The organism is Marinobacter qingdaonensis, from assembly GCF_034555935.1.
Taxonomy (GTDB): domain Bacteria; phylum Pseudomonadota; class Gammaproteobacteria; order Pseudomonadales; family Oleiphilaceae; genus Marinobacter; species Marinobacter qingdaonensis.
In genome coordinates, this window is the sequence record NZ_JAYDCJ010000003.1 from 2,378,089 (window position 1) to 2,391,725 (window position 13,637).

Here is a 13,637-nt window from a genome sequence, read left to right on the forward strand (position 1 = left end):
AGGCCCCCCGGGGTGGATAAAGTCCTGTTCACCTTTTGTTCACTTCCCGAAGGTTGACGAGTGCGATTTTCACGTTCGCTTGCACTGTTTCTGTGCGTTATTTCCGGTTATGCCAGCGTGGCGTCGGCTGGCGGCGGTGTGCACGAGCCGACCGTGCTCTATCCGGGCCATCTGTTCAATTCGGTGGCGTCCTACCTGGCCTCCACCGTCAGTGTGTCGGGCTCGTCCAGCCGCGACGATGATCGTGCTCAGAGCAGCCTGGGCCTGGTGAGCGACGATCTGGGCTGGTCCCGACACCGCCTTGGATTCAGTTACCGGGATACGGTGTCGCGCCGTGAAAACCTCGAATCCTCCAGTCTCAGCTTTAATTACGGCCTGTCCCTCTCCAAGTTCGACATCGGAATGGAAATGGAGAATTCCGATTACGCCGGTGTCACCGAAGGGAACGGGAACCGGTTCGATGCCCAGAGCAAGCGCGATGTCTTCCGGGTCAAAGGCAGCCGGCCGGTGGCCGCCTGGAACGGGTTTGCGGTGCGTAGCCTGTTCAGCCATGCAACCGGCTCCTCGAGCGTGGCCGATGAAACTGGCTGGGAGGAGGACGCCCAGTACCAGATCTCCAAGTTTGGCCTGGAGATTCGAGAGGATCACCAGCTGGTTGCCGGCTTGTCCTCCTCAACCAGCGTGAAAGCCATCACCGGAGTGAATCGGCGTCAGACCGTGAATAACCACGGCGAAAGCGCGACCAGCGATCAGTTCAGCAAAGTGTTGGTGTCGGCCTCAGTCAGCCGGGCCATCGACCGCTGGGTATTGGGCGTGGGCGGGCGCTACCAGTTCGCACCAACCGAGCTTCCGTCGTCCGAGAAATTCAAGGTCGTGGGCTCCTCTCTGGCCAGCGGCTTCAATGGGCAGGCCCGCTATGCCACCGAGGGTGGCTGGTTTCGGCTCCAGGCCGACAGCCCGACCTATCGGATGCCGGTACTGTCCGGCGTGAAGTCGTCGCTGCAGTTTTCGGTGCTACGGGGCTGGACTCCCGGTTCCGAGGCACTGAACGAACCCGAGGGCAGTGCCAGCGTGGGCGAGGTCGCGCTGCAGCTGGATTCCCGCGACTTTCTGGCGTCGGTGAGCGTCGGCAAGATGCTGTCGGAATCCGACCCGCAGATGCGCTTTGCCCGTCGTCCCGACGTGTCCCTGTCCATTTATTTCGACCTGTAACCCTGCTTTTCCGAGCCTCTGGCTTGGCAGTTTCCAGCCTGCTTAACTATGTTGGTAGGTGGCGCGGCGGGCGCTTGTGCAGATGGGGGCGGGATAGTGATGGATACGGCACGCTATCGACGTTGGGGGTGTTGGTCGCTCCTGATGCTCCTGCCTTGTCTGGCCATGGGCTTCGGCCTCGACGATGTCGCCGAACGAGCCAGGGTGCTGGCCCAATCCGACTTTGAGGCGCCCGAGCCAGTGCCCGATTTTTTGCGCGAGCTGACCCCGGACCAGCACCGGGCGATCCGCTTCGACCCTGCCAGGAGCCTCTGGCACGACGACCGTTCCCGCTTTCAGGTCATGATGATCCCGCCCGGCAGCTATTACAGCCATGCGGTCAGGCTCAACGTGGTGGACGGCGAGCGCCAGGACCCGATCCCCTTCCGCCGGGATGATTTCGCCTACCCGGACGACGAACTCAGGAACCGCATTCCCGCCGACCTCGGCTACGCCGGCTTCACCCTGACCGATACCAAGCCTGCCAGCGGTGAACGGGCTGCGGTCCTGATGTTTGGTGGTGCCAGCTATTTTCGGGGCGCCGGCCGCGACCAGGAATTCGGGCTTTCCGGGCGTGGCGTTGCCATTGATACCGGGCTTGCCTCCGGCGAGGAATTCCCGACGTTCACCGAGTTCTGGCTGGAGCGTCCCGGCCCGGATGCCGAGGCCATCACCATCTACGCCTTGCTGGAAGGAGAGTCGATCACCGGTGCCTACCGGTTTGCGCTGCGGCCGGGCGAGACCAGCGCGGTGACCGTGACCGCTCGCCTTTTCCTGCGTGACGCGGTCGAGCAGCTTGGGCTCGCGCCCCTGACGTCCATGTTCTTCTACGCCGAGAATGCCGCCAAGCCGATGGGGCAATGGCGGCCGGAAGTCCACGATTCCGACGGCTTGCTGATCCATGACCGGGGATCCGGAGAGTGGCTGTGGCGGCCGCTGGTCAATCCCGGGAAGCTGCAGCTCAGCTACCACCAGGTAGCGGAACTCGGCGGTTTTGGCCTGATGCAGCGGGACCGGGTGTTCCAGTCCTACGAAGACCCGGAGGCCCGCTACGACCGGCGGCCCAGCGCCTGGGTCGAGCCGGAGGGGGACTGGCGCGCCGGGCATGTGGTCCTGGTGGCGCTGCCCACGGAGGCGGAGACCAACGACAACATCGTTGCTTTCTGGGTGTCGGAGCAGCGAGCGGAACCGGATCAGTTGAGGGAGCTGAGTTATCGGGTGAGCTTTGGCCCGCCGTCGATCGCAGGGCAGCGGCTTGGCCGGGCCGTTCCGACGTTTTTTGGCCACAGCAACGGCGGGGGCGAGGAGGCCAACGCGTTGCGCTTTGTCGTTGATTTCGAAGGTGAGGAGCTGGCGGCCCTGGCCCCCGACGCGCCGGTGGTAAGCACCGTTGTGGGGGGCGAAGGCACCGAGGTGCTGGAACATTTCGTCCAGTTTATCGAGCCCAAGGCAATGTGGCGGCTGTCGATCCTGGCCCGGCCGGCGCCCGGGAAGATCCTCGCTCTGCGCGCCTTCCTGAGCCTGGAGGGCAAGCCGGTCAGCGAGACCTGGATCTACGAATACGGCGCGGGCAACGGGAGTAGGCGCCAGTCTGACTGACCGGTCTGGAGGGGATCGCAGTCCATGAACGAGCTCGACCTTCACGATGTTTTCAACCGGGTGCATTTGTACCTGCTCGAGTCCGGGGTGGTGATGACCCCGGACCAGTGCGCCCGTGTACTGCAGTTGCTGCAGAGCGTGGTGGCCGATGTCCAGCGCCCGGGGAACACCGCCACCGCCCTGGAACTGGCGATCGATGCCTTGCCCGGGGTCTTCGAGCTGCCGGCGTTGGCGGTACCCCAGATCAGCCCACCGCTGCAGCGGGGCAGCATCGGCTATCATGTGCCCGAGGCCCGCCGTGGCTAACCGCACCGGAGCGGAGTGGCACCGGGCCGCCCATTGGCGTCGCTGGCTGTTCGTCAGTCTGGTGCTGAGCCAGTCCGCGATTGCCAGTTACTGCCTGGTCTGGGTGTTGCCCTACCACGGTGGCACCCTGACCGAGCGGGTGATCCTGGCGTTGTTCGCCGTGTTGTACACCTGGATCGCCGTCGGGTTCTGGATCGGGACCCTGGGGTTTGTCATCCGTCGGTTCGGCGGCGATCGGCTCTCGCTTTTGCGGCGGCACCCGGCGGCCGAACTGGCGCACACGTCGCTGGCGCCGACCGCAGTCATTCTGCCGATTTACCATGAGCCGGTGCGCTGGACCCTGAACGGCTTGAAGGCAGTTTACCAGGATCTGGCCGCCGAGGGTGGCCTGGAGTTTTTCCAGTTCTATGTCCTGTCCGACAGCCGGTCGGCCGACGTCTGGCTGGAGGAACAGCAGGTCTGGTGCGAATTGGTCCGCGATCTGAAGGCCGAGGGGCGACTGTTTTACCGGCGCCGGCCGGTCAATCTCAATTTCAAGAGTGGCAATGTGGCGGATTTCCTGCGCCGCTGGGGCCGGCGCCATCGCTATGTGGTGGTGCTGGATGCCGACAGCCTGCTCAGCGGCCAAACCCTGTGTCAGATGGTCAGGCTGATGGAGCGTGAACCCCGGGTCGGGATCCTGCAGACCAACCCCAGTATCATCAACGCCCAGTCCCTGTTTGCCCGGGTCCAGCAGTTCGCTAACCGCTTTTACTCACCCCTGTTCGCGACCGGTTTGGCCGCGGTGCAGTTGGGGGACGCGGCGTTCTGGGGGCACAACGCCATTCTGCGGGTGCAACCGTTCATGGCTCACTGCGGTCTGAGGAAACTGCCCGGCCGTGGCCTGTTTGGTGGACCGATACTCAGTCATGACTTTGTCGAGGCGGCGTTTATGGGCCGAGCCGGCTTCGAAGTCTGGCTGGAGCCGGGTCTGTCCGGCAGTTACGAGGAGTCGCCGCCGACCCTGGCGGACGAACTGGTGCGTGATCACCGCTGGGCCAAGGGGAACCTGCAGCACTTGTGGGTGATGCTGCGCGAGCCCGGCCTCAGGTTTGCCCATCGGATGGCCTTCCTGAACGGCATCATGGCGTACGTGGCCTCACCCCTGTGGCTGCTGTTCCTGATGGCGGTTACCGTGGCGGCGGCGCAGATGACCCTGGCGCCAATCGATTATTTTCCCGAGGGCCATCAGGGCCTGTTTCCCTTATGGCCGGAGTGGCGCCCGGAATGGGCGCTGACCCTGGCCCTGAGCACGGTGCTGTTGTTGTTTCTGCCCAAGTTCCTGGCACTGGTGGATGCGGTCCTGCAGGACCGGACCGCCGAGTTTGGCGGGGGAGTGCGCCTGTTTCAGGGTGTACTGCTCGAAATTCTGGTGTCGATCCTGCTGGCGCCGGTGCGCATGTTAGCCCACAGCCGGTTCGTATTCGCCGCGTTGTCGAACGTCTCTCTGCGGTGGGCCGGACAGAACCGAACGGAAGAAATGAGCTGGCGCGAAGGCTTGGCCTCGCAATGGCCGGCGGTGGTGGTCGGGGCGACCTGGTCCTGGTTTGCCTGGCACCTGGATACCGCGTTTTTCCTGTGGTCACTGCCCGTGGCGCTGCCTTTGTTGCTGTCGGCCCAGACCGCCGTGCTGCTCAGCCGCCGCGCCCTGGGGGTGGGGCTGTTGAACCGCCGGTTGCTGCTGATCCCCGAGGAAGTTTCGCCGCCCCCGGTTCTGGAAAAGGCCAGGGCGGTACGATCGGTGGAACCCGAGCACTCCGGTCTGACCCCGTTTCAGCAGGCCATTCTTCTCCCACAGGTGAATCGCCTGCACCAGGCCTTTGCCCGGGTGCATTCGACGCTGGAGCGGGAGCGGCATTGGTCGACGGATGTCGAGCGCTGCCTGAAACATGGCCCGGCGCTCCTGACCGATGCCAAGCTGGCTCGAATCGCCCGGGACCGTTGGGCGTTGGCGTACCTGCACCGGCAGTCGTGGAAGGCGGACCCGGAGTCCTATTGGGGCCGGTGCATCCGCAATTTGCTGGCTCAGCGACTCAATGATTCCAGGCAGCAGGCGGACGCCTGATGTGGCAGGAGGACAGGGATGGATAGACGCACACTGATCAAGGCACTGGCGCTCGGTGCTGGCGGGGTTTGGGCGCTGAAGATGGGTGCCGTTTCGGCGGCCCAAACAGATGGCCCGGCGGCGTCCCAAGGGCAAGCGTTCAGCCTTGATTGGCTGAAGGGCCAGGCGCGCTACCTGGCCCGGCAACCCTACGTCGCCCCGGGCGACACGCTGCCCGATGCCTTGCACGGACTCTCTTGGGACGAGTATCAGGGCATTCGCTTTCGGCCGGAGCGGGCGCTCTGGGCAGACCAGGACCTGGCGTTCCAGATCCAGCTGTTTCACCTGGGTTTGTATTTCCAGTCGCCGGTACGCATCCACGAAGTGATTAATGGCCTGGCGCACCCGGTGGCCTATGACGCCGACATGTTTCAGCATGAGGGCAATCAGGCCCTGGGTGAGCTTCCGTCGGATCTGGGGTTCGCCGGATTTCGCATCCATTACCACACCAACTTTCAGTTGGACCTGGCCGCCTTTCTTGGCGCCAGCTATTTTCGGGCGGTCGGCAAGGCCATGCAGTTTGGGCTCTCAGCCCGCGGTCTAGCGGTCAATACAGCCGCGCCCGATGGCGAAGAGTTTCCCCGGTTTACCGCGTTCTGGCTGGAGCGTCCGGAACCCGGTGCCCACCAGCTTCGGGTCTGGGCCATGCTGGACTCGCCCAGTGTCGCCGGCGCCTATGCCTTCCTGCTTGAGCCCGGGCCGGTCTTTAGCATGGACGTCGAGGTCGCCCTGTATCCACGCACCGAGCTGGACCGGATCGGGTTCGCACCACTTACCAGCATGTACCAGGTGGGCGAAAACAGCCGTCGGATAGCTTACGACTGGCGCCCGGAAATCCACGACTCGGACGGACTGCTGATGCACACGGGGGCGGGGCAATGGCTCTGGCGGCCCTTGGCCAATCCGGCGGCGCTTCGGTACAACAGTTTCCTGGACCGGGACCCGAAAGGCTTCGGCCTGTTGCAAAGAGACCGGTCGTTTGCGAACTACCAGGACGACGGCGTTTTCTACGACCGCCGGCCAAGCCTCTGGATCGAGCCTCGCAGTGGTTGGGGTGCCGGGCGTGTGGAGCTGGTGGAGATTCCCACGGTCGATGAGACCTTTGACAATATCGTCGCCTACTGGAATCCGGACCAGATCCTGGTGCCGAACAGGGAATACCTGTTCGCCTACAGAATGAGCTGGGGTGAGGTGGAGCCCGAAGTGCAGTCCGGCCTGGCCAGCGTCCGGGCGACACGCACCGGGTTAGGGGGTGTTGTGGGGCAGCCGCGGGAGTATTTTTCCTGGCGGTTCGTGATCGATTTTCAGGGTGGCCTGTTAACAATGCTGGCCGAGGATGCCGAGGTGGTCCCCGACATCAAGGCCAGTCGCGGCCGGGTGGAGATTACCTCGGCGCGGCCGCTGGCGTCGATTCGGGGCTATCGGGCGATGTTCGACCTGGTGCCAGACGAGTCGGAAAGCCCCATAGATCTGTCACTGGTGCTCAGGCGGGGGACCCAGATTCTGACCGAGACCTGGGTGTACCAGTACACCCCGCCGCCTCCGGCCGACCGGAAGTTGGTGTGATCGGTCTGCGAATGTTAACAATAGTCGGCCCGCTGCCACGCCGAATTGTTGACAATATCATCGCGCAGGCGTAGTTTTGCCTGAAATCGGCACTTATTGTTGACAAAGCATGCCCCTAGATAGTGAGAAAACCTACACCCGAGCAGATGAGGCGTTTGATTGTCTGCAGACGGCCATCGTCAAAGGCGAACTGGCCCCAGGTGAGAAGATCGGCGAGCTGGAGCTCTGTTCACGCTTCAACCTGACGCGCGGGCCCCTGCGGGAGGCCCTGGGCCGACTCGAATCCCGGGGCCTGCTGGTTCGTCGCCCCCACGCCGGGGTGAAGGTGGTGTCAGTCAGCGCCACCGAACTGATCGAGCTGTACCGGATTCGGGAGGCGATGGAAGGGCTGGCGGCCCGTCAGGCCGCCGAGCGCATGACCGACCAGGAAATTGCCGACCTGAAGGCGACCCTGGACGTGCACGAGCGCATGATCGAGGAAGCCCAGGGGCAGGCCTATTATCAGGCCGAAGGGGACTACGATTTTCATCACCGGATTGCCACCGGTAGTCGCAATACCAAGCTCGCCCAGATGCTGCTGGGCGACCTCTACTACATGGTGCGCATGTACCGGTACCGTTTGAGCACCTCCACCGGACGCCCGCATCTGGCGCTCGGTGAGCATCGAAGAATTGTCGAGGCCATCGCCCAGCGTGACGGCGAACTGGCCGAATTTCTTATGAAGCGGCACATCAACGCCGCCCGCCGGAATATCGAAGAAAAGATCGAAGAAGGCGTTTTAACCATCTGATAAAAGAGGAAAAGCATCATGTCTAACAAGCTTTCCCCGGGCGCTCGTTTTCGCAAGGCCCTGAAAGACAATCATCCCCTGCAGATTGTGGGAACGGTCAACGCCTACGCCGCCATGATGGCTCAGAAGGTCGGCCACCAGGCCATTTACCTTTCCGGTGGCGGCGTCGCTAACGCCTCCTACGGTCTGCCGGATCTGGGTATGACGTCCATGAATGACGTGGTCGAGGACGTGCGCCGCATCACCGCGGCCTCGGATCTGCCGCTGCTGGTGGACATTGACACCGGCTGGGGTGGTGCCTTCAACATCGCCCGGACCATCCGGGAAATGGAACGCGCTGGGGCGGCGGCTGTCCATATCGAGGATCAGGTGGCCCAGAAGCGTTGCGGGCATCGGCCGAACAAGGAAATCGTGTCCCAGGACGAGATGGTGGACCGGATCAAGGCGGCCGTGGACGCCCGGGAAGACGATGATTTCTTCATCATGGCCCGTACCGATGCCTTCCAGAAAGAGGGGCTGGAGGCTGCCATAGAGCGTGCCAAGGCCTGTATCGAAGCCGGTGCCGACGGTATCTTCGCCGAGGCGGTCACTGAGCTTGAGCACTACAAGGCGTTTTCCGAGGCGCTGGATGTGCCCATTCTCGCCAACATCACCGAATTTGGTGCCACGCCGCTGTACAACCGTAAGGAACTGGGCGAGGCCGGCGCCGACATGGTGCTGTATCCGCTGAGTGCCTTCCGGGCCATGAACAAGGCGGCGCTGACTGTGTATCAGAACATCCTGGATAAGGGCGACCAGAAAGACGTGGTCGACCTGATGCAGACCCGGATGGAACTCTACGATTTCCTGAACTACCACGATTTTGAGCAGAAGCTGGACCAACTCTTCCAGCAACAGAAAAACTAAGCCGACACGTGACTGACGATCATCCTGAGATGAGGGGGAAGAATAATGGCTGAAGGGAAAAAACTCGAAGGCGCCGGCCTGCGCGGTCAGGTGGCCGGTCAGACGGCATTGTGCACCGTGGGTAAATCCGGTGCGGGCCTGACCTACCGGGGCTACGAAATTGCCGATCTGGCGGAACACGCCCAGTTTGAAGAAATCGCCTACCTGCTGCTGCGGGGCAAACTGCCCAACCGCCAGGAGCTGGACGCCTATAAGAAGAAGCTGCACAGCCTGCGCGGACTGCCCGCTGCCCTGAAAACCGTACTCGAGCAGATTCCCAAGGACGCCCACCCGATGGACGTCATGCGCACCGGCTGCTCCATGCTCGGCAACCTGGAGACCGAGTTGGATTTCAGCGAACAGGACGACAAGATCGACCGCATGCTGGCGGTGTTCCCGTCCATCATTACCTACTGGTACCGCTTCGCCCACGAGGGCGTGCGCATCGAGACCGACAGCGATGTGGATTCCATCGGCGGCCACTTCCTCGAGCTTCTGCACGGCAAGAAGCCCAGTGAGCTGCACGAAAAGGTGATGAACGTGTCGCTGATCCTGTACGCGGAGCACGAGTTCAATGCCTCTACTTTCAACGCACGTGTCTGTGCCTCCACGTTGAGTGACATCCACAGTTGTGTCACCGGTGCCATCGGCACCCTGCGTGGCCCGCTGCATGGCGGCGCCAACGAGGCGGCCATGGAACTGATCCAGAAGTTCCAGACCCCGGACGAGGCTGAGGCTGGCCTGCTGGGTATGCTGGAGCGCAAGGAAAAGATCATGGGCTTTGGCCATGCCATCTATAAGGACAACGACCCGCGCAACGCCATCATCAAGCAGTGGTCGAAAAAGCTGGCGGACGAAGTCGGGGACACGGTGCTGTACCCGGTCTCCGTGCGCTGTGAGGAAGTTATGTGGCGGGAGAAGAAGCTGTTCTGTAACGCCGACTTCTTCCACGCCTCGGCCTACCACTTCATGGGCATCCCGACCGAGCTGTTTACCCCAATCTTCGTGATGTCGCGGGTCTCCGGCTGGACCGCCCACGTGAAGGAACAGCGGGAAAACAACCGCATTATCCGCCCGAGCGCCGACTACACCGGCCCGGCGGACGCGAAGTGGGTGCCCATCGACGAGCGCCCCTAAGCCTGACAGCCCCCGGAGCCCAATGGCCCGGGGGCTGGTTTCGTCTACCTCTTCGCTTTCCTGATACGAGTCTTTCCCCATGAATACTGAATACCGCAAATCGCTCCCGGGTACTGACCTGGACTACTTCGATACCCGCCAGGCTGTCGAAGACATCCAGCCCGGCGCCTACGACAAGCTTCCGTATACCTCCCGCATCCTGGCCGAGCAGTTGGTGCGCCGCTGTGATCCGGCCGCGTTGACCGATTCGCTGAAGCAGCTGATCGAACGCAAACGCGACCTGGATTTTCCCTGGTACCCGGCCCGGGTGGTGTGCCACGACATTCTCGGCCAGACCGCCCTGGTGGACCTGGCCGGTCTGCGCGATGCCATTGCCGAGAAGGGCGGTGATCCGGCCAAGGTGAACCCGGTGGTGCCGACCCAGCTGATTGTTGATCACTCGCTGGCGGTGGAGCACGCGGGCTTTGAGAAGGACGCCTTCGAGAAAAACCGGGCGGTGGAAGACCGCCGCAACGACGACCGCTTCCACTTCATCAACTGGACCAAGACCGCGTTCAAGAACGTCGACGTGATTCCGCCGGGCAACGGCATCATGCACCAGATCAACCTGGAGAAGATGTCCCCGGTGGTCCAATCCCGCGACGGCGTGGCCTTCCCGGACACCTGTGTCGGCACCGACAGCCACACCCCGATGGTGGATGCCCTGGGGGTTATCTCCGTGGGCGTGGGTGGTCTGGAAGCCGAGAGCGTGATGCTGGGCCGGGCCTCCATGATGCGCCTGCCGGACATCGTTGGCGTGGAACTCACCGGCAAATTGCGCCCGGGCATCACCGGCACTGACATGGTGCTGGCGCTGACCGAGTTTCTGCGCAAAGAGCGGGTTGTAGGGGCCTACCTGGAGTTTTACGGAGAGGGCGCCGACAGCCTGACCGTGGGCGACCGGGCCACCATCTCCAACATGACCCCGGAGTACGGCGCCACTGCCGCCATGTTCTACATCGACGGCCAGACCATCGATTATCTGAAGCTCACCGGCCGTGAAGACGACCAGGTGGCGCTGGTGGAGAATTACGCCAAGCACACCGGCCTGTGGGCCGACAGCCTGAAGACTGCCGAATACGAGCGGGTACTGAAGTTTGACCTGTCGAAGGTTGAACGGACACTGGCCGGCCCCTCCAACCCGCACGCGCACCTGCCGACCTCTGAGCTGGCCAAGCGTGGCATTGCCGGTGAGTGGGAACAGGAAGAGGGCAAGATGCCGGATGGCGCGGTGATCATCGCCGCCATTACCAGCTGCACCAATACGTCCAACCCGCGCAACATGGTGGCGGCCGGCCTGATTGCCCGCAACGCCAACAAGCTGGGCCTGACCCGCAAGCCCTGGGTGAAATCCTCGCTGGCGCCGGGTTCCAAGACGGTGAAGATGTATCTGGAAGAGGCCGACCTGTTGCCGGAACTGGAGCAACTGGGCTTCGGCGTGGTCGCCTTTGCCTGCACCACCTGTAACGGCATGAGCGGTGCGCTGGATCCCAAGATCCAGCAGGAAATCATCGACCGCGACCTGTACTCAACGGCGGTGCTGTCCGGTAACCGCAACTTCGATGGCCGCATCCACCCGTACGCCAAGCAGGCCTTCCTGGCCTCGCCGCCGCTCGTAGTGGCTTACGCCATTGCCGGCACCATCCGTTTCGACATCGAGAAGGACGTGCTGGGTCACGATCCGCAGGGCAATCCGGTCACGCTCAAGGACATCTGGCCGAGCGACGAGGAAATCGACGCCATCGTGAAATCCAGTGTGAAGCCGGAGCAGTTCCGTAGCACCTACATCCCGATGTTCGACATCACCCGCGATGCCCACGCCAACACCAACCCGAACTACGAGTGGCGTCCCCAGAGCACCTACATTCGCCGCCCGCCGTACTGGGAAGGTGCCCTGGCTGGTGAGAAGACGCTAAAGGGCATGCGTCCGCTGGCGATCCTGCCGGACAACATCACCACCGATCACCTGTCGCCGTCCAATGCCATCCTGGCCAGCAGTGCCGCCGGTGAATACCTGGCGAAAATGGGCCTGCCGGAGGAGGACTTCAACTCCTACGCGACCCATCGGGGCGATCACCTGACGGCCCAGCGTGCCACCTTCGCCAACCCCAAGCTGTTCAATGAAATGGTGCGGGACGAGAACGGCAACGTGAAGCAGGGTTCGCTGGCGCGGATCGAGCCGGAGGGCAAGGTCACCCGCATGTGGGAAGCGATTGAAACCTACATGGACCGCAAGCAGCCGCTGATCATCATCGCCGGTGCCGACTACGGTCAGGGTTCATCCCGGGACTGGGCGGCTAAAGGCGTGGCCCTGGCGGGTGTCGAGGCCATCGTGGCCGAGGGCTTCGAGCGCATTCACCGCACCAACCTGGTGGGCATGGGCGTGATGCCGCTGCAATTCCAAGAGGGCACCACGCGGGAGACCCTGGCCCTGGATGGCACCGAGACCTACGATGTGGAAGGTACGCCGGCGCCCCGCGCTGAGCTGACCCTGGTGATCCATCGCAAGAACGGCAGCACCGAGCACGTACCGGTGATTTGTCGTCTGGATACCGCTGAGGAGGTGTCGATCTACTCCGCTGGCGGTGTGCTGCAGCGTTTTGCCCAGGATTTCCTGGAGGCGGAGGGCGCCGCATGAGCCATCCCGCGCAAGTAAAGATTCCCGCCACGTACATGCGTGGCGGCACCAGCAAGGGGGTGTTTTTCCGGCTGCAGGACCTGCCGGCATCGGCCCAGGTTCCGGGCGAAGCCCGTGACCGGTTGCTGCTGCGTGTGATCGGCAGCCCGGACCCCTATCAAAAGCAGACCGACGGCATGGGTGGCGCTACCTCCAGCACCAGCAAGACCGTCATCCTGGCGGAGCCGACCGTGCCCGATCACGATGTCGACTATCTGTTTGGGCAGGTGTCCATCGACAAGCCCTTTGTGGACTGGAGCGGCAACTGCGGCAACCTGACGGCCGCCGTGGGTGCCTTTGCCATCAACGGTGGCTTTGTGTCGCCGGAGCGGATTCCGGACAACGGCATCTGTACCGTGCGGATCTGGCAGGCCAATATCCGCAAGACCATCATCGCCCAGGTACCGATCACCAACGGCGAAGTGCAGGAGACCGGCGACTTCGAGCTCGATGGTGTGACCTTCCCGGCCGCCGAGGTTCAGGTGGAATTCATGGATCCGGCGGATGGCGAAGGCGCCATGTTCCCCACCGGCAATGTCCAGGACGACCTGGACGTGCCGGGCCTGGGTAGCCTTCGGGCGACCATGATCAACGCCGGCATTCCGACCATCTTTGTGGACGCCGAGGCCATCGGCTACACCGGTACCGAACTGCAGGATGACATCAACGGCAACCCCGACGCCCTGGCCATGTTTGAAACCATCCGCGCCCACGGCGCCGTCCGCATGGGGCTGATCAATCACGTCGACGAGGCGGCCGGTCGCCAGCACACGCCCAAGGTGGCCTTTGTCGCGCCACCGGCGGATTACGTGGCGTCCAGTGGCAAGTCGATCGGGGCCGGGGACATTGATCTGCTAGTGCGGGCGATGTCCATGGGCAAATTGCATCACGCCATGATGGGCACAGCCGCGGTGGCCATTGCCACGGCCGCGGCCATTCCCGGAACCCTGGTGAACCAAGCCGCCGGCGGTGGCGACCGGTCGGCAGTGACCTTTGGCCACCCATCCGGCACGCTTCGTGTCGGGGCGGAAGCTCGGGAGGTTGACGGCGACTGGACCGCCACCAAGGCGGTGATGAGTCGCAGCGCCCGGATCTTGATGGAAGGCTGGGTCCGGGTGCCGGGCGGGTCTTTCTAGGGTCGACGTGGGGCTGTTGTCTGACGCCCCACAAAGAAAACGGTGGCA

At 63.1% G+C, this 13,637-nt stretch carries 10 protein-coding genes; all 10 read left to right on the forward strand.

Translation table 11 applies throughout. The annotated features are described in order from the left end of the window. Window positions 1–60 precede the first annotated feature (60 nt). The 10 genes from U5822_RS14175 to prpF all read left to right on the forward strand — a co-directional run bounded on the left by U5822_RS14175 (window position 61) and on the right by prpF (window position 13,589). A complete protein-coding gene (locus tag U5822_RS14175; protein WP_322856260.1) occupies window positions 61–1,212 on the forward strand; it encodes a ShlB/FhaC/HecB family hemolysin secretion/activation protein in 1,152 nt (383 codons plus the stop codon). A 144-nt stretch (window positions 1,213–1,356) separates the two neighbouring features. Next, a complete protein-coding gene (locus U5822_RS14180; RefSeq protein ID WP_322856261.1) occupies window positions 1,357–2,850 on the forward strand; it encodes a glucan biosynthesis protein G in 1,494 nt (497 codons plus the stop codon). A gap of 24 nt (window positions 2,851–2,874) precedes the next feature. Beyond that, on the forward strand, window positions 2,875–3,156 hold the full coding sequence (locus U5822_RS14185) for a hypothetical protein (RefSeq protein ID WP_322856262.1): 282 nt from the start codon (window positions 2,875–2,877) through the stop codon (window positions 3,154–3,156). Further along, window positions 3,149–5,260 carry a glucans biosynthesis glucosyltransferase MdoH gene (gene mdoH / locus U5822_RS14190; protein WP_322856263.1) on the forward strand — a complete coding sequence of 704 codons (2,112 nt, stop codon included), beginning with the start codon at window positions 3,149–3,151 and terminating at the stop codon, window positions 5,258–5,260. Before U5822_RS14185 ends, mdoH begins: the two co-directional genes overlap by 8 nt. 18 nt (window positions 5,261–5,278) lie before the next feature. After that, on the forward strand, window positions 5,279–6,865 hold the full coding sequence (locus U5822_RS14195; protein ID WP_322856264.1) for an OpgD/OpgG family glucan biosynthesis protein: 1,587 nt from the start codon (window positions 5,279–5,281) through the stop codon (window positions 6,863–6,865). A gap of 109 nt (window positions 6,866–6,974) precedes the next feature. After that, window positions 6,975–7,655, forward strand: coding sequence for a GntR family transcriptional regulator (locus tag U5822_RS14200; RefSeq protein WP_322856265.1), 681 nt, complete (start codon window positions 6,975–6,977; stop codon window positions 7,653–7,655). Window positions 7,656–7,673: 18 nt separating this feature from the next. Then, window positions 7,674–8,561: a methylisocitrate lyase gene (gene prpB, locus U5822_RS14205; RefSeq protein WP_322856266.1), complete on the forward strand. Its 888-nt coding sequence runs from the start codon at window positions 7,674–7,676 to the stop codon at window positions 8,559–8,561. A gap of 45 nt (window positions 8,562–8,606) precedes the next feature. Next, entirely contained in the window at window positions 8,607–9,737 is a 1,131-nt protein-coding gene (gene prpC / locus U5822_RS14210) for a bifunctional 2-methylcitrate synthase/citrate synthase (protein ID WP_322856267.1), read from the forward strand. A 79-nt stretch (window positions 9,738–9,816) separates the two neighbouring features. Next, the gene (acnD, locus tag U5822_RS14215; protein WP_322856268.1) at window positions 9,817–12,414 is read left to right on the forward strand and encodes a Fe/S-dependent 2-methylisocitrate dehydratase AcnD; all 2,598 of its coding nucleotides are present in this window, start codon (window positions 9,817–9,819) and stop codon (window positions 12,412–12,414) included. Further along, on the forward strand, window positions 12,411–13,589 hold the full coding sequence (prpF, locus tag U5822_RS14220; protein ID WP_322856269.1) for a 2-methylaconitate cis-trans isomerase PrpF: 1,179 nt from the start codon (window positions 12,411–12,413) through the stop codon (window positions 13,587–13,589). Before acnD ends, prpF begins: the two co-directional genes overlap by 4 nt. Window positions 13,590–13,637 lie beyond the last annotated feature (48 nt).